Below are 15,623 nucleotides of genomic sequence, written 5' to 3' on the forward strand. Positions count from 1 at the left end.
CTCCTGTCGCGTTGGAGACGAGCACACTGCCCGGCATCCAGTCCTGATGTGACACAGGTTACTCCTCGGAGGAGGTGAGCGCCCTAGCTCGGATTGAGTTCGTACCCCGCATCCTCATGGTCCGCTTCTACCGTGGGTTCGTGATGGATCCGGGCCTCCATGGTGCTCAATCTTCCGCCCCCGCCACCCCAATGAAGGGCAATGATCTCGGCGGCAATGGAGACGGCCGTTTCCTCCGGAGTGCGGGACCCCAGATCCAGGCCGATCGGGCTGGAAAGCCTGGCCAATTCGGCCTCGCTCAGGCCCGCTTCGCGCAGCCGTTCCAAGCGATCGTGGTGCGTGCGCCGGGATCCCATCGCCCCCACGTACGCCACGTTGTGGCGCAGCGCCAACTCCAGCAGCGGCACGTCGAATTTCGGGTCGTGGGTCAGTACGCAGATCACGGTGCGTTCATCGACTTGGCCGGCGCTGATCTGCGCCTGCAGGTAGCGGTGCGGCCATTCCACCACCACCTCGTCCGCCTGCGGGAACCGGGCAGCCGTTGCGAAAACCGCGCGTGCGTCGCAGACCGTAACCCGGTAGCCCAGGAAGGTGCCTTGTTTCGCGACGGCGGCGGCGAAGTCGATCGCCCCGAACACCAGCATCCGCGGTTGCGGGGCGAAACTGAGGGCGAAAACGCGCATGCCTTCCCCGCGCCGCTGCCCGTCCGGTCCGTACATGAGCGTGGCGTTGCGGCCCGCGGCGAGCAGGCCTTGGACGTCGTCGGATACCGCATGGTCGGCACGCTCGCTGCCGAGGGAACCGACGAACCCGTCAGGGCGGACCACCAGGTGGCGGCCCAGCCAGGCCGGATCGGGGTGTTCGATCACAGTGACGATGGCAACCGGGCGGCCGGCGCCGACGTCGTCCGCTACCTGGGCCAGTTCCGGGAAGTTCTCAGTGGAGACCGGCTCCACAAAAATGTCCAGGATCCCGCCGCAGGTCAGGCCGACCTCGAACGCGGCGTCGTCACTGATGCCGTAGCGCTGCAGCACCGGCTTGCCCGATTCGACCACCTTGGTGGCCAGTTCGTAGAGCGCTCCTTCGACGCACCCGCCGGACACCGAGCCCACCGCACTGCCGTCGGCGTCGACCATCATCGCGGCGCCGGCCGGCCGCGGTGCGGAGCGGAAGGTCCGCACCACCGTTCCGAGTCCTACAGTGTGGCCGGCCGCCATGGCGGCGACCAGATCGTCCAAGACCTCACGCATTGGCAACCACGTCCAACAACTCCTCGAAACTCTGCATTGAGTGCCCCCCTATAAAGAAGTCAACGTGCGGCAGCACCGCCCTGATTCCCCGTTGCAGGGGCTCGTACCCCGCCTTGCCGCGGTGCGGATTGGACCAAATGATCCGCCTCGCCAGATGATGCAGCCGCTCGGCCTGGCGTCCCAGCAGTGCCGGGTCGCCTCGCTCCCATCCGTCGCTGGCAATCACGACGACGGCGCCGCGCACCATCACGCGCTGGCCCCAGCGGTCGTTGAATGCTCGCAACACCTCTCCAAGCCGGGTTCCGCCGGACCAGTCAGGGACGGTGCGGCCGGCGAGGGCCAGGGCATTGTCCGGGTCCGGAACCCGAAGCGCGCCGGTCACACGGGTCAGCCGGGTTCCAATCGTGAATACCTCCACCTGGCGCGGGGCGGCTTCCACTACCCGGTGGGCCAAGCGCAGGAGGCTGTCCGCGTAGGGTGTCATCGAACCCGAAACATCGATCAACCAGACCGTCCGGCGGGGTTTGCGCGGAGCACGGGCGCGGCGCAGCGGCCCCGGTTCCCCGCCGCGGCGCAGCTGGTCGCGCAGGGTCCGTACGCGGTCGACGTCGCCGTGCCGGTCGAGGTGCTTGCGCCGGGTCTGCCGGGTGGGCAAGCGGACCTGCAGCTCCTCGAACATCCGGTGCAGCAGTGCGCGTTCCGCGTCGTCCAGGACGGCTATATCGCGGTGCCGCAGCAACTCCCGGCGGCTGGCGAGTGCCCGCAACTGTTCCCGCCCACCTTCCGGGCCGCCGTCGTCGTCCAAAGCGGCGGCGCTGACGGACGTCGCCGAGGTTTCGAGCTGCTGCGCGGCGGAATGTTCCACGGCGAACCAGGCCTCAAACGTCCGCTGGTAGGCGGGCAAATCCTCCGGGGAGGCGCAAAGCGTGGCGCGGCCGGCCCAGAACACATCCGAGCGGCGGTCCACGGCGAGCCTGCCAACGGCGTCGACGAAGCTGAGCGAGCGGTCCGCGGTCACTTTCACGCCTGCCGCGCGTACCGCGGCAGCAAAGGCCAACAGGATCTCTTCGGCGCTGTGGCCTGTGCCCTGGCTTGCGCTCTGGCCTGCCGGGGGGCTCCCTCCTGCGAGTGGCATGGGCTCAGCCGAGCATCCGGGCCAGGGCCGCCGAGACCCGCTCGGTGTCTTCGCGGTACTTGCACAGCGCGCCGATGCTGGCCGCGGCCGAGGCCAGGTCAAGCTCGGCCCGGCCGAGCTGGTGCAGCGCACGGGCCCAGTCCAGGGTTTCGGCCACTCCGGGAGGCTTGAGCACGTCGTCAGTGACCCGGATCTGCTGGACGGCGCGCACCACCTGCTCGGCCAGGAGCGCGGGCACCTGGGGGAGCCGGGTGCGCACAATTTCCACTTCGCGGGCCAGCCCGGGGTGGTCGATCCAGTGGTAGAGGCACCGGCGTTTGAGCGCGTCGTGCAGGTCGCGGGTCCGGTTGGAGGTGAGCACCACGATCGGCGGGGTATCAGCCTTGACCGTGCCGAACTCGGGGATGGAGACCTGGTAGGTCGAGAGCACCTCCAGGAGGAACGCCTCGAACTCGTCGTCAGCCCGGTCGATTTCGTCAATCAGCAGCACGGCCGGGCTTTGCTGCAATGCCTTAAGGATGGGCCGGGCCAGCAGGAACCGTTTGTCGTAGAGCGAGCTTTCCAGCTCGGCCACGCTCAAACCCGCACCCATTCCCGCGCCGCTGCTGGCCTCCACGCTGCGCAGATGCAGGATCTGGGCAGTGAAGTCCCAGTCATATAGCGCCTGCGACGCGTCGATTCCCTCATAGCACTGCAAGCGGATCAGCGGCAGTCCGAACCCTTCCGCCAGCGCTTCGGCGAGGGAGGTCTTGCCGGTGCCCGGTTCGCCCTCCAGCAGAAGCGGCCGTTCCATGCTCAGGGCGAGGTAGCCAATGGTGGCCAGGCCCTCGTCGGCGAGGTAGCCGGTGGCGGCCAGCATTTCGGCCAGCGCTGTGGCGGAACTGATCGACGTCTGCGTCATGGCACCAGCATAGGGTCACTGGCCGGGCTGCGGGGGAGCCTCGGGTGATGCGGTCCGCCTGGGCTACCCGCCGATGTACGACATCTCGATCTTGTGTGCCGTGGGGTCTTTCGGCGTGTGCGAACTGCGCAGTTCCGAGTAGCGGTCCGTACGGCCACCCCACAGGGCGGACAACGCCGTCGAAAGCTCGACGTCGGACGCGCCGCCCCTCAGGAGAGCCCTTAGGTCAGTGCCGGTTGTGGCGAAAAGGCACGTGAACAACTTCCCGTCTGCAGATAGCCTGGCCCGGGTGCAGCCGCGGCAAAAGGCCTGGGTCACGCTGGAAATGACTCCGATTTCGCCGCTGCCGTCCGCGTAGCGCCAGCGATCCGAGGTCTCGCCGGGGTAGTTGGGCGCCACGGGCTCCAGCGGGAACACCGCCCCGATGCGGGCCAGGATCTCGGCGGAGGGCACCACTTCATCCATTTTCCAGCCGTTGGACGCCCCCACGTCCATGTACTCGATGAACCGCAGGACGAACCCGGATCCCTTGAAATGGCTCGCCATGGGAAGGATGTCCTGGTCGTTCGTGCCGCGCTTGACCACCATGTTGATTTTCACCGGCCCCAGTCCCGCGGCCTGGGCAACGTCAGCGGCGTGAAGGACCTTCGCCACGGGATAGCCGACGTCGTTCATGGCCTGGAAGGTCTCCTCCCGGAGTGAGTCGAGCGAGACCGTCACACGGTTCAGCCCGGCATCCTTGAGGGCTTGTGCCTTCTGCGCCAGGACCGAGCCGTTCGTGGTCATGGCCAGGTCCGGTGCCAGCCCGTCGGGGGTGCGCAACCGGGCCAGCATCCGGACCAATTCCTCGATGTCCTTCCGCAGCAGGGGTTCCCCGCCGGTCAGCCTGATCTTGCGCACCCCGTGCCCCACCGCGATCGACGCCAGCCGGGTGATTTCCTCAAACGTCAGCAGCTGATCCCGGGGCATGAAAACGAAATCCCGCCCGAAGATCTCCTTGGGCATGCAATACACGCAACGGAAATTGCATCGGTCCGTGACGGAAATCCGCAGGTCCCTCAGGGGCCGGTGGAAGGTGTCGGTGATGGAATTGCCGTCCATGCAGCGCCCTCTCAACGCGGTAGTAATGCCAACCGCTTGTGCCTCTCCCAGCGTAAGCCCGGTTTCGGGCGCCCACAATGGAGACGGCTGAACGACGGCGGAGCCGGACTCAGCCGATGGGCTTCGCCATCCGCTCCACAACGTACTGGGCGTCCACCGACGTGCCGGTCACCGGATCGCTCATTTCCACTTTCCAGCTGCGGGCAAACTGGTCAACCCCATGCTTCATTGCCACCGTGCCTGAAATGAGGACCGTGCCCGGCTGGTTCAGGCCGCGCTCCGCCAGGACCTCGAGCCAGTAGTCAGGGCTGAGGAGCGCCTCCAACGAGCTGTCCTGGATAAGGGTGTCCGGCGTTTCGCCGTCGCCCACCCACCCCTTGAGCGTGATCTTGTCCAAATGGTCGCGGACATCATCCAGGCGCCAGGCCTTGCGCCCCAACACGTCCGGGCTGGCGTTCTTGCTCCAAGCCACCCCGTGGACCTCGAGTTCGCGGTCGGTGTGGTCGCACGCCACGGTCAGGAGCACGTCCTCATCAGTGATCACCAGGGCCCATTCGGCTTCACCCGAGGTCCTGCCGTGCTGGACGCGGACTTCCGAAACCTGCTGGGCCAAGTATGGCGACACGGGGTACAGCGCCGGCGTGGTCGCGGGGCCGGGAACGCCAAGTTCGGCCAGTTCGGCGATGTGGGCCTGCACTTCTTCCTGCTCGCGTCCCGCGTAGCCGGCGTTCAGGAGGTGCTTGACCTGGACGTTCCTCGTGGTGCCATCGGGAAGTTCAAAGCTCAGAGTCGTCATTTTCTGTCCATCCTTTGCGTGTCCTGCTGGAGAAATTTTTCAGATCGGAAACCGGAAACAGTCGCCAATGTACATCCAGTATGCGTAATGTATACATTTAACGCCAGTGTGGCAGGCGTCACCGTAAACTTCTCGTGGAGGAAACCCATGGCCAACGTTCCAGTTCCGGCTTCCGGCGCAGCGCCGCGTCCGGGAAAGCCGATGCATCCCAAAGGCCTGTACAGGGCCTTTGCCGCAAGCCTCACCGGCACCGCGCTCGAGTGGTACGACTTTGCTGTCTACTCCGCCGCGGCCGCCGTCGTATTCCCCATCGTCTTCTTCCCGTCATCGGATCCCTTGACCGGGACCATCCTGGCGTTCTCCACCTATGCCGTGGGCTATGTGTCCCGTCCTGTAGGCGGCATCATTTTCGGACGGCTCGGTGACCGCATCGGCCGCAAAAAGGTGCTGGTGACAACGCTGATGATCATCGGCGTCGCCACCGTACTGATCGGGGTGCTGCCTGGTTACGGCAGCATCGGCATCTCGGCCCCGATCATCTTGGTATTGCTGCGCTTCGCCCAGGGCGTGGGGGTCGGTGGCGAATGGGGCGGCGCAGTGCTGCTCTCCAGCGAGTACGGCGATCCCCATAGGCGCGGGTTCTGGGCTTCCGCGGCCCAGGTCGGACCGCCGGCCGGCAACCTCCTGGCCAACGGGACGCTGGCCGTCCTGACCGTTACCCTCAGTGAAGCGCAGTTCATCAGCTTTGGCTGGCGCATCGCCTTCCTGGTCTCGGCCGTGCTGGTCGGGTTCGGCCTTTGGATTCGGCTGAAGCTTGAAGATACCCCGATTTTCAAGGCCATCGAGGCGCACGGTGAGCAGCCCAACGCTCCGGTCCGTGAGGTCTTCAGCAAGGAACTCCGGCCGCTCGTCGCCGCCACCCTGTGCCGGGTAGGCCCGGACGTGCTCTACGCCCTGTTCACCGTCTTCACCCTGAGCTACGGGATCCAGACGCTTGGCTATGACCGCAGCCAGGTCCTCACTGCCGTGTTGATCGGCTCGGCGTTTCAGCTGTTCATGATCCCGCTTGCCGGAGCCGTCTCCGACCGCTTCAACCGGCGCCTCGTCTACGGGATTGCGGCAGTGGTTGGAGCCGTCTGGACTTTCGTCTTCTTCGGCATCCTGGGCGGGCACAGCGAGCCACTGCTGATCGTGGGAATCGTCCTGGGTCTCATGGCGCACTCCTTCATGTACGGACCGCAGGCCGCCTTCATCGTGGAACAGTTCTCCCCGAGGCTGCGGTCCACCGGAAGTTCGCTGGCCTACACCTTTGCCGGCGTGATCGGGGGCGCCATTGCACCCTTGATGTTCACGCTGTTGCTGTCCCAGTTCGGCACCTGGATTCCGGTTGCCATCTATGTGGCCCTAGCCGCCGTCGTCACCGTAGTCGGCTTGGCGCTCGGCCGGGACTCCAACACCGTGGAGGATGAGGACTACCGTCTGCTGCTCGAAGGATCTGCGGCAGGAAGCCGACCGTCCGCCGGCGCGGAAACGCGCTGACGCTGGCCGTCCGGAGGAATCGTGAGGATCTCAGCGAGCTGCGCTGGGGGGGCGAAGGCCGTCTCAAGTCCGGAGCAGGATGTCCCGGGTCACCGCGAGGTGATGGTCAATGGCCTTCTGGGCCGTCGCCGCGTCGCCGGACATCAGGGCGTCGAGTATGTCCTGATGTTCGGCGCACACTTGCTCGCGGCGGCCTCCGGTACGGAACAGCGCGGAGACTCCCACCAAAATTTGCCGGACGTGGAGCTTACTGTACGTCCGGGAAATGAGCTCGTTGCCCGCCGCGTCGATGAGCTGCTGGTGGAACAGGGTGTCCAGACGGATAAACTCACGGGCCGCCTCCGGGCTCAGTTCCTCGGGAAGCTTTGCCTGCAGGTCAAGGGTTTCCTGCATCGTCCCGGCGGGGACACGTCCCTGCTCGATGACCAAGCGGGCGGCGTGGCTTTCGAGGATCCCGCGCAGTTCCATCAATTCGGACATTTCCCGGCCGGTCACCGGGGGAACGTAAGCTCCGCGCTGGGGAATCAGTTCCACCAAACCGTCCGAGACCAGCAGCAAGAGCGCCTCACGCACCGGCGTACGCGATACGCCGATTTCCGCGGCCAGTTCCTGCTCATTCAGGAACTTCCCCTGCACCTCGGGGTCGATCAGGATATTTTCACGCAGGTACGCGTACGCCTTCTCGCGGCCGGACGCCGCAGTCCCCGAACTTTTTCGCATACATCATGTATACAACAATCTGGAGTAAATTCATGCGTTTAGCCGTGGCACAAATCATCACCGGGGCCGATGTGGCCGCCAACCTGGAACTGATCCGAGAATACGCCACCCGGGCCAAGGCTGCTGGAGCCGAACTCGTTGTCTTTCCTGAAGCAGCCATGCGCGCCTTCGGCAACAGCCTGGCCGACATCGCCGAACCGCTGGACGGGCCGTGGGCCGCAGCGGTCCGCAGCCTTGCACGGGAGCTGGATATCGCCGTCGTGGCGGGAATGTTCACCCCCGGCGAGGGCGGACGGGTCCGGAACACCCTCTTGGTCACCGGCCGCGGGATTGACACGTCCTACGACAAGATCCACCTCTTTGATGCATTCGGCTTCGCGGAGTCTGATTCGGTCGACGCCGGCACGTCGCCTGTAACCTTCGAACTCAACGGCACCGTGTTTGGCCTTGCCACGTGTTACGACGTTCGTTTCCCCGCACTCTTCACCGCCAACGCACGGGCAGGAGCGCAGGTCAACATCGTCTGCGCCTCATGGGGCGCCGGCGAAGGCAAAGCAGAGCAGTGGGAACTGCTGGTGCGGGCCCGCGCAGTGGACAGCACCACCTTCGTCGTGGCGTGCGGCCAAGGCGATCCCGCGAGCGTCGGCCTCCCCTCCACAGACACGGCGCCCACAGGCATCGGGCACAGCGCTGTGATCTCGCCACTGGGTGTCGTAGTCGCCGCCCTCGGGGAAATGCCGGAACTCGCCATCGTGGACATCGATCCGTCTGTTGTGGAAGAAGTCCGGGGCAAGCTTCCCGTTCTGGCGAATGCCAGGGACCTCTAGCGGCCGCCGTCGGCGTCTTCTTCGAGGGCCAGCCAGTAGGCCGAGCCGTCGGGCGTGCGGCTCACGATGCCGGAGTCAACAAGGTACCGCCGGAGCATGGGCACGTCTCCGGTGAACCGGGCGACGCGTTCGTTAAGCTCCCGTTCCGCCACCCGCTCGCTGGTCTGGAGGACGCGCGTCGCAACCCAGGCGAGAACCTTGAGTCGGTCTGCCTCCCTCGCCGGATAGCGATCAATGCGGCCATCCGAGGTCAAGAAGCGCTCGACGCCGGACGGGCTGGGTGCCGACGAAAGGCTCGCCAGCGCGTCCCGGAAGGCATGCTCGCGGATGCGGTAGCGAACATCGCCTTCGGTCTCAACCGTTTCGACCAGCCCTGCTTGGTCCAGGAGCGCGAGCGCCCGTTCGAGTTTCGCTGGCGAGAGCGAACTGCCCGGGGTACCGCCAACGCTGATCTCAGCGAAGACCCTCCGGGCTTGGGTGTTTGCCAGTGCGGCGAGGAGGCGCCGCGCATCCGGCGTCGTCAGTGAGTTGCTCCCCATGAGCCCAGCTTAGGCACAAACCGACGCGCCGTCCTGACCTTCTTTCGTTTGGGAAAGCGCTTACGACACGGCGAGCCGCGTCATTTTAGGGCTTTCGAGCGGCAAGAAGGTCAGGACGGACAAGCCGAGCGAGCTAGGCGGCCGGGATGTCTTCGAAGATGACCTGGTCCAGCAGGACATGGCCCCAGCTTCCCGTGCCGTTATCGACCACCTGGAGCTGGGCGCTCTGGCCGATGAGGTCGGAGACGTTCCACGACGTCCATGCGAGGTGCTCGCTGTTCTGGCCCGTTGCGGTGCGAACGACCTGCCCGTTGACGACGAGATTCACCGTGGTCTGATTGTCCGGCCCACCGCCAACCGCGTTCGGCATGCTGCTGAATACGATCTGATCCACCATGAGGTGGCCCCAGGATCCGCTTGCGTGGTCGATGACCTGGATTTGGGCTTTCTGTCCCACGAGCGTGTGGACGTCCCAGTTAACGTTCGACATCGTCGATGAATTCTGGCCCGTCGCCGTGCGGACTACCTGCCCGTTGACGAGGAGGTTCACCGCAGCGGCACCTGACTGGCCCCAGGGGTGATTGCCTCCGGCAATGAGGAAATCGATATAGTCCCGCGTGATCGTGAATGTCGGCGACGTGACCGCGCCCGTGGCGGCATCACCCCCTCCGGCGTACGTATCGAGGACCTTGGAGCCGAGCCGGTTCGGGAGGGATTCCGCCGTCGGGCCTTGACCAACGTAACTGCCCGACGCCGTCCAGCCGGCACCCCACGTCGCGCCCTCGAAATCGGCGAAGACATCCGAGGGCCTCGGGTTGTTCCCGCCTCCTGAGAGGAAGTTGACGTACGAGTGGCCGATGGTGAACGACGGCGAAGTCAGCGTTCCGGTCGACGCGTCGCCGCCGTTGAAACTGTTGACGAGCTTGTTCCCGAGGTAGCCCGTGACGGGCTGCTGGTTGGGGAGCGCGCCGGTGGCGGGCCCGGAACCGAAGGCCGTGCCCGCCGTCGTCCATGGGCCATAGCTGCTGCCCTCGAAGTCCGCGTAGGGCGCCGCGGGATTCGCCTGTTCGGTGATGTTGGCGAATTCCGTGATCGAAAGGTTGGCGAAGTCGGCGCTGCCGCCGATCGTGTAGAGGGAGATCCCCGTGTCCGACGACGTGAAGAAGTCCTGGTTCGAGAGGGCGATCCGGCCGTCGTCGGCGAAGACCTCCACGCTGCCGTGGTCCACAAGGATCCGGAGATGTACGGACGTTGCACCCGAAGCGAGCGGCGCCTGGGACTGCTGGTACGTCCCGAAGGAGTACGGCACTTGGTCCTGCGCGGAGCGATCGACGTAAAGGTTGCCCCCGTAGACCCCGATGTTCGTGTGCCGGCTGGCGTCCTTGTTCTCGCCGACGGAGATACCGACGTTGTTCAGCGTGGTCCAACTGACGTCCGCGTCGAGCTCGTAAGCCGAGCCATGGTAGTCGAGGGATGTCCGTCCATTGACCGTTGCGTTGGCGGGCTTCACGGTTTTTGTGGCGTAGTTGGCCAGATTTGGCGTCGGCTGGGATAGAAGGCTGTAGACACCGCTGCCCTCGGACTTGAGGCTGAGCTGACGCACCACGGACATTTGGCCGTTGTAGTTGTCGGTGGCGTCAGTCGGCACGGTGTGCGGGGCGTAGTGCCAGTTGTTCATCCAGCCGATCGCGTAACGGGAAGCGTCGGGATTCGCGGCGTCCGGCCACGTCACCGAGGCATACCAGTCCGAGCCCCAGTCGAGCCACTGCGGGTCCGTCTGGTCTGCGACGAACGCCGAGCCGTTCCACGTGCCGGTCCAGTATGCGTACGTGTCCGGCTTGCCGCTGTAGTCACCCTGCATGCTCCCGGCCATGATCCAATGCCACGAACCGTCGTTGGCCTTCATCTGGAAGATATCCGGGCACTCAACGCCGCCGATATTCGGCGTGGTGTAGCTGAAATCCGTCTGGTGTGTCCAGGTCTTGAGGTCCGGCGAGGTGTAGAACGTGATTTTCTGCGCGCGGCCGATCGCCGCTACCCACGTAGAGTGCGCCGCGTCCCAAACGATCTTCGGGTCGCGGAACCAGTCCGAAGCGTCCGGGTTGGCGATGACCGGTGCGCCGTACTGCGTGAAGGTGGACCCGCCGTCGGTCGAGAACCAGAGGTATTGCGATTGCTGGAACGCGTCGCCGTCGGCGGGTTGCGTGGCGAGCGCGACGACGGTTCCGGCCCCGAATCCCGCGGTGTTGTTCGTATCGATCACGGAGGAGCCGGTCCATACGGGGAAATTGCTCTGGAGCGGAAGGGAGTCGCCTTGGTCGTTGAACACCACAGTGTCCGACGACGTCGCATGTCGCCAGCCGCCAGGGCCGTTGTCCTGGTTGCTATGAAGGTAATACAGGTTGTACTTGCCGTTGAGATAGATGGGCCGCTGAGGATCGCTCAGCCATCCTGACGGGGGAGTCATGTGGTATATGGCGCGCATTGTCGGTGCGGTCGCGCTGCCGACGGCTCCCGCGCCGGGAATGTCGGCAGTAACTATGGTGGTCGTGAAGAACATCGTGAGCGCGGCGAAGAGGGCGGGCATGCTCGCCCTCTTCGCCAGCTTCCTTGCTGGGTGGGCCATAAAATCTCCGGGTCTGTGAGGACTACTCGACCGCCGATGGCTCTGCGACGAGCCTCTGCACACGGCGTTGTTGAGCAGGCGGGGGAGCTTGTGGTGGAGTCAAGGACTTTTGATTAAACGCTTAATCACGGCAAGAGTAACTGATGGTGATCCGTTGATCAAGCGTTTAAGCGGATTGTTCTAATTGGCCACGCGGGCGGCGAGGCGGCTCACGAGAGCGCGTCGGACCCGCTGGGCTGGCTGCTCGACGGCCACGCAACTCAGGAAACCGAGTGGCCAGGCCGCAACGAGAGCGAGTGCAGCAAAGCCGAGCACGGGAACGTGTGCCGGTGTGTGGGCGGCTGCGAGGAGTTGCTGGATTGGCCACCCGTAGATGTAGATCCCGTAGGAGATGTCATATCGTGACCCGATGGCGGACGCGCTGCCGATTGAACCGATCGACAGGACGAGGTAGGCAAACGGCAGTGGGGCGAGGGCTGTGCCGTAGCCCGTGGCGAGGGCGCCCAAGACGGCCAGTACGGCGAGAAGGCTTGGCACCGCACCGATGAGGACCCGGTGCCTCTGGGTGGCAAGGAGGGACCCTGCCATGAAGATTGCGAGCAGCGGGAGGGCGAATTCGGTGCGGTTCGGCCCCAAGCTGCCGGCGAGGAGCTTTCCGAAGACTGCTCCGGTGGATGCGGCAAAGAGCAGGAAAATTGCGGTGGCCGTGCCTCGCCTGCTCCCTGGAAGCCTGCGGAGCAGGAACACGACGATGGCGATGATGACGTAGCACAGCCCCTCCCAGGTGAGAGTCCATAGGGGGCCGTTCCAGTCGAAGCGGTCGTTGTTGCCCCAGAGGGACGTCCCAATGGCGGGCGTGTCCATAACGCCGACGCTGAGCGCCAGGGCGGCGCCGAGGAAGGCCAAAGCTCCGCGCAGATCGTAAGTTCCGTGGGTCAGGAGGGCGCCAAGCGGTGCTGCCACGAAGGCAACAGCAAGCGCGGCGACCACGAGGGCCGGATAGATGCGGGCGAGCCGGGCTGCGGCGTACTCCAGCACAGTGTCCGAGCGTTCGGCGCTGACGGTGATGAGATAGCCGGAGATGGCGAAGAAGCCCATGACGCCTGCCGTGCCGAGCTTGATCCCGTAAAGCGAAGGTTCCGGGCCGTAGCCGCCCAGCCACCAGGAGTGCGAGACGATCACGGCTGCTGCGAATACCAGGCGAAGGGCGTTCAGTGAGTTTCGTCCGGAGCCCAGGGCGTTACCGAGGGTGCGGGCGCCAAGTATGGACAGGCTTGGACGGTCCCCGGCTGACGTTGGGATCTTCATGGGCTGGTCATCTCTTTTCGGGCCCCGGGGGCTTTCGGTGACCTTCTTGAGTGTGACCCGGCTAACATTCTTTCTGAAGCTACACGAGTAGATCTGAGGAGGTCAAGCGTCTCCTTTCTCAACCAACCAGCCGCACCTCGCCATTGCCGAGCCGACCAGCTGGAAAGAGACGGCCGCGGCGGTAGCCGCCGGGCTCGGCAGCGCCGACCTCGAGCGGCCTGACGATGACGCGACCGTGGAGCGGCCGTAACTGTGGCCGCGGCCAAGAAGGGCGAACTCGGCGTCATCGAGCGGGGTTGCGCGACTTACGAGCGCTGGCAGCACAAGCCGACGGCGAAGGGCACCGCCCGCATCTGGTTCTACCTTAACGAGCGCACGGTCTTTTCAGCCGAAGCTCACCCGCGTCCAGCCACCCTCAATCAGCCCGTCGATAGTGCAAGGCGACCGCGCCGTTGCTAAGCGGCTCCGCCGAGATCAGGTCGAGACATCGGGTGCTAGGCAGCCCGCCTTGGTACAGCGTGGGACCGTGGCCGGCAATCCTGGGATGGACAAGGAACTTGTACTCGTCGATCAGATTCAGTTGGTCCAACCCTGTGGCAAGTTTGCCGCTGCCGACGAGCACCCCGCCGGGAGTCGCATCCTTGAGATCCTGCACCGCCGTCCGCAGGTCGCCCACGACGTGGTGGCTGTTGGTCCACGGAAAGTCACTTCGCGTCGACGACACAATGTACTTCGGCTTGGCCTCCAGCTTGAGCGCCCACTCGCGCATCGCGGGCGGCGCGTCCTCGTCGCCGCGGGCGACCGCTGGCCAGTAGCTCTCCATCATCTCGTAGGTGGTGCGGCCCCAGAGCATTGCGCCCCCCTCGTCCATAAGGCGGGTGAAGTAGGCGTGCGTCTCGTCGTCGGCGATGCCTTCCCGATGGTCGACGCAACCATCCAGGGTGACGTTGATACTGAACGTTAGGAGGCCCATACGACGATGCTAGGCCGCCACTTACCGACGCCTCAACTATCGCCGCCTTGCCACGGAGGCTATTCCGCCGGAATCGCCAGTGTCCTCTGGAGGTAGTCATTGTCTCCTCTGACGCCCTGAGATACACGAAAGCGATCAGCTCCCTGCTCGACGCGCTGCGGCAGCTTGGTCGGCGAAGCCCGCACCACCACGCCCCGAGAATGCAGAAAACCCCCGGTTTCCCGGGGGTTTTCATTGGCGGTGACGGTGGGATTTGAACCCACGTTGGCTTTTACACCAAACAACATTTCGAGTGTTGCACCTTCGGCCGCTCGGACACGTCACCAACTGAAATAGGGTACCGGAGTGAAGGCCTGTTCCCCAAAACGGCCGGTCGGTGCCCACTTAGTAAGTAGCCTTCGCTTCCCCAATCGCAGCCGCAGGACTAGATTCGCAAGCACGATGACTCTTCCACAAAACGCACCCCAGAACACGCACCCCCAATCGGCCCTGGCCTACTGGACGGTGGGCCCCTGCCAAGGTGAGCTCCGCAGCGAGGAACTTCCGGCCCTGGGCCAGGGCGAGGCGATGGTCCGAGCTTTGTACTCGGGAATCAGCCGGGGAACAGAGCTCGTGGTCCATGAAGCGCACGTCCCGCCTCGGGTTGCGAAGAAGATGCGGGCACCCCATCAAACCGGGGATTTTCCGGCGCCGGTCAAGTTTGGCTACCTGTCGGTTGGCGTCGTTGAGGAAGGCCCCGAAGATTGGATCGGCCAGAACGTCTTCTGCCTGCACCCGCACCAAGACCGCTACGTCGTGCCGCTCACTTCACTCACCCGAATTCCCGACGGCGTGCCTGCACGCCGCGCTGTGCTCACCGGCATCGCCGAGATCGCCCTCAACGCCCTCTGGGAGGCCGGACCCCGCCTTGGTGACCGGATCGCCGTCGTCGGTGCCGGACTGGTGGGCGGCATGACCGCAGCACTGCTGCGCAGTTTCCCGCTGCAGCGCTTGCAACTCGTGGAAACGGATCCGGGGAAGCACGGGTTCGTGGAATCCCTGGGCGTGGAGTTTGCGCTTCCGGACGATGCAAAACAGGACTGCGACATCGTGTTCCATTGCTCGGCCACGGACGAAGGACTGGCCCGTAGCCTGCAGCTCGCGGGTGACGAGGGCGAGATCATTGAGATGTCTTGGTACGGGGACCGGAAGGTCTCCCTGCCGCTGGGGGAGGACTTCCATGCCCGGCGCCTCTCCATCCGAGCCAGCCAGGTTGGAGTGGTTGCACGTTCCCGCCGGCACCGCCGCACCTCAAGCGAGCGGCTGGCGCTGGCGGTTTCCCTGCTGCGGGACCCCGTGTTCGACGCGTTCCTCACGGGAGAATCGCAGTTCGAGGAGCTGCCGGAGGTCTTCAACGGCCTGGAAAACGGCGAGCTGGACGATCTTTGCCGAGTCATCAACTACCCCAAAACCAAGAAGGGCTAACCATGTTCAGCCTCACCGTCCGCCGCCACTTCATGATCGCCCACAGCCTCCCGCGGGAGTCGTTCGGCCCGGCGCAGGGACTCCACGGAGCCACCTTCGTCGCCGAGATGACGTTCCGCCGGGCGGAACTGAGCGACGACGCGATCGTGCTGGACATCGGCGCCGCCGGAACCATCCTGGACGAGGTGCTGGCAGGCCTCAACTACAAGAACCTCGACGAGCACCCGGACCTCTCCGGACAGCTCACGACGACGGAAGTGCTGGCCCGCTTCATCGCTGAGGCGGTCGCGGCGAAAGTCCGCGGGAGCGACGACGGCGGTGCGCTCGCCGGCGTCGACGTGGTCCTCCGGGAACATCCCGACGCCTGGGCGGGCTTCTCGCTGGATTTCGGGCGATAGCTAGCGCGGGACTGCCCCGGATGGCGGACAAACGGTGCAGAATGGG

General features: G+C 65.1%; 14 protein-coding genes and 1 tRNA gene. 4 read left to right on the forward strand and 11 right to left on the reverse strand.

Features of this window, described 5'->3' with window-relative positions:
- Positions 1–83: 83 nt before the first annotated feature.
- The 5 genes from ACSKT0_RS02415 to ACSKT0_RS02435 form a co-directional block, all read right to left on the reverse strand.
- Positions 84–1,250 (reverse strand): XdhC family protein, encoded by a 1,167-nt coding sequence (locus tag ACSKT0_RS02415; RefSeq protein WP_437772345.1) that lies wholly within the window; start codon positions 1,248–1,250, stop codon positions 84–86.
- A complete protein-coding gene (locus tag ACSKT0_RS02420) occupies positions 1,243–2,385 on the reverse strand; it encodes a vWA domain-containing protein (RefSeq protein ID WP_437772346.1) in 1,143 nt (380 codons plus the stop codon). The genes ACSKT0_RS02415 and ACSKT0_RS02420 overlap by 8 nt, the downstream gene beginning before the upstream one ends.
- A 4-nt stretch (positions 2,386–2,389) precedes the next feature.
- Positions 2,390–3,286: an AAA family ATPase gene (locus ACSKT0_RS02425; protein ID WP_437772347.1), complete on the reverse strand. Its 897-nt coding sequence runs from the start codon at positions 3,284–3,286 to the stop codon at positions 2,390–2,392.
- 63 nt (positions 3,287–3,349) lie between these two features.
- Entirely contained in the window at positions 3,350–4,387 is a 1,038-nt protein-coding gene (moaA, locus tag ACSKT0_RS02430) for a GTP 3',8-cyclase MoaA (protein ID WP_437772348.1), read from the reverse strand.
- A 109-nt stretch (positions 4,388–4,496) separates the two neighbouring features.
- Positions 4,497–5,183 carry a DUF2848 domain-containing protein gene (locus tag ACSKT0_RS02435; protein ID WP_437772349.1) on the reverse strand — a complete coding sequence of 229 codons (687 nt, stop codon included), beginning with the start codon at positions 5,181–5,183 and terminating at the stop codon, positions 4,497–4,499.
- 147 nt (positions 5,184–5,330) lie between these two features.
- Here ACSKT0_RS02435 and ACSKT0_RS02440 point away from each other — a divergent pair, with 147 nt between their 5' ends.
- Positions 5,331–6,722, forward strand: coding sequence for an MFS transporter (locus ACSKT0_RS02440; protein WP_437772350.1), 1,392 nt, complete (start codon positions 5,331–5,333; stop codon positions 6,720–6,722).
- 63 nt (positions 6,723–6,785) lie between these two features.
- Here the strand turns inward: ACSKT0_RS02440 and ACSKT0_RS02445 are convergent, their stop codons facing one another.
- Positions 6,786–7,442: a GntR family transcriptional regulator gene (locus ACSKT0_RS02445; RefSeq protein WP_437772351.1), complete on the reverse strand. Its 657-nt coding sequence runs from the start codon at positions 7,440–7,442 to the stop codon at positions 6,786–6,788.
- A gap of 32 nt (positions 7,443–7,474) precedes the next feature.
- On the opposite strand from ACSKT0_RS02445, the gene ACSKT0_RS02450 reads away from it, so the two are divergent.
- Positions 7,475–8,269 carry a carbon-nitrogen hydrolase family protein gene (locus tag ACSKT0_RS02450; RefSeq protein WP_437772352.1) on the forward strand — a complete coding sequence of 265 codons (795 nt, stop codon included), beginning with the start codon at positions 7,475–7,477 and terminating at the stop codon, positions 8,267–8,269.
- Here the strand turns inward: ACSKT0_RS02450 and ACSKT0_RS02455 are convergent.
- The 5 genes from ACSKT0_RS02455 to ACSKT0_RS02475 form a co-directional block, all read right to left on the reverse strand.
- Positions 8,266–8,808: a DUF2087 domain-containing protein gene (locus tag ACSKT0_RS02455; protein ID WP_437772353.1), complete on the reverse strand. Its 543-nt coding sequence runs from the start codon at positions 8,806–8,808 to the stop codon at positions 8,266–8,268. The two genes, ACSKT0_RS02450 and ACSKT0_RS02455, sit on opposite strands and share 4 nt — an antisense overlap.
- 133 nt (positions 8,809–8,941) lie before the next feature.
- Complete coding sequence (locus ACSKT0_RS02460) at positions 8,942–11,395, reverse strand: glycoside hydrolase family 32 protein (RefSeq protein ID WP_437772354.1); 2,454 nt, start codon at positions 11,393–11,395, stop codon at positions 8,942–8,944.
- Between the two features lie 219 nt (positions 11,396–11,614).
- Positions 11,615–12,742 carry an acyltransferase family protein gene (locus tag ACSKT0_RS02465; RefSeq protein ID WP_437772355.1) on the reverse strand — a complete coding sequence of 376 codons (1,128 nt, stop codon included), beginning with the start codon at positions 12,740–12,742 and terminating at the stop codon, positions 11,615–11,617.
- A 415-nt stretch (positions 12,743–13,157) separates the two neighbouring features.
- Entirely contained in the window at positions 13,158–13,715 is a 558-nt protein-coding gene (locus ACSKT0_RS02470) for a dihydrofolate reductase family protein (RefSeq protein WP_437772356.1), read from the reverse strand.
- A 235-nt stretch (positions 13,716–13,950) separates the two neighbouring features.
- Positions 13,951–14,040: transfer RNA gene (locus tag ACSKT0_RS02475), tRNA-Ser, on the reverse strand.
- Between the two features lie 116 nt (positions 14,041–14,156).
- Here ACSKT0_RS02475 and ACSKT0_RS02480 point away from each other — a divergent pair.
- Positions 14,157–15,179, forward strand: coding sequence for a zinc-dependent alcohol dehydrogenase (locus ACSKT0_RS02480; RefSeq protein ID WP_437772357.1), 1,023 nt, complete (start codon positions 14,157–14,159; stop codon positions 15,177–15,179).
- 2 nt (positions 15,180–15,181) lie between these two features.
- Positions 15,182–15,577 (forward strand): 6-pyruvoyl trahydropterin synthase family protein, encoded by a 396-nt coding sequence (locus ACSKT0_RS02485; protein ID WP_437772358.1) that lies wholly within the window; start codon positions 15,182–15,184, stop codon positions 15,575–15,577.
- Positions 15,578–15,623: the final 46 nt, after the last annotated feature.

Origin of the sequence: Arthrobacter sp. KNU40 (assembly GCF_051515115.1) — a bacterium.
In the GTDB taxonomy this organism is placed as follows: Bacteria; Actinomycetota; Actinomycetes; order Actinomycetales; family Micrococcaceae; genus Arthrobacter.

Coding starts and splice junctions, on each gene's coding strand:
- ACSKT0_RS02445 (WP_437772351.1), bottom strand. CDS start 7,442: ATGCGAAAAAGTTCGGGGACTGCGGCGTCCGGCCGCGAGAAGGCGTAC.
- ACSKT0_RS02455 (WP_437772353.1), bottom strand. CDS start 8,808: ATGGGGAGCAACTCACTGACGACGCCGGATGCGCGGCGCCTCCTCGCC.
- ACSKT0_RS02465 (WP_437772355.1), bottom strand. CDS start 12,742: ATGAAGATCCCAACGTCAGCCGGGGACCGTCCAAGCCTGTCCATACTT.
- ACSKT0_RS02460 (WP_437772354.1), bottom strand. CDS start 11,395: ATGCCCGCCCTCTTCGCCGCGCTCACGATGTTCTTCACGACCACCATA.
- moaA (WP_437772348.1), bottom strand. CDS start 4,387: ATGGACGGCAATTCCATCACCGACACCTTCCACCGGCCCCTGAGGGAC.
- ACSKT0_RS02415 (WP_437772345.1), bottom strand. CDS start 1,250: ATGCGTGAGGTCTTGGACGATCTGGTCGCCGCCATGGCGGCCGGCCAC.
- ACSKT0_RS02435 (WP_437772349.1), bottom strand. CDS start 5,183: ATGACGACTCTGAGCTTTGAACTTCCCGATGGCACCACGAGGAACGTC.
- ACSKT0_RS02470 (WP_437772356.1), bottom strand. CDS start 13,715: ATGGGCCTCCTAACGTTCAGTATCAACGTCACCCTGGATGGTTGCGTC.
- ACSKT0_RS02480 (WP_437772357.1), top strand. CDS start 14,157: ATGACTCTTCCACAAAACGCACCCCAGAACACGCACCCCCAATCGGCC.
- ACSKT0_RS02485 (WP_437772358.1), top strand. CDS start 15,182: ATGTTCAGCCTCACCGTCCGCCGCCACTTCATGATCGCCCACAGCCTC.
- ACSKT0_RS02425 (WP_437772347.1), bottom strand. CDS start 3,286: ATGACGCAGACGTCGATCAGTTCCGCCACAGCGCTGGCCGAAATGCTG.
- ACSKT0_RS02450 (WP_437772352.1), top strand. CDS start 7,475: ATGCGTTTAGCCGTGGCACAAATCATCACCGGGGCCGATGTGGCCGCC.
- ACSKT0_RS02420 (WP_437772346.1), bottom strand. CDS start 2,385: ATGCCACTCGCAGGAGGGAGCCCCCCGGCAGGCCAGAGCGCAAGCCAG.
- ACSKT0_RS02440 (WP_437772350.1), top strand. CDS start 5,331: ATGGCCAACGTTCCAGTTCCGGCTTCCGGCGCAGCGCCGCGTCCGGGA.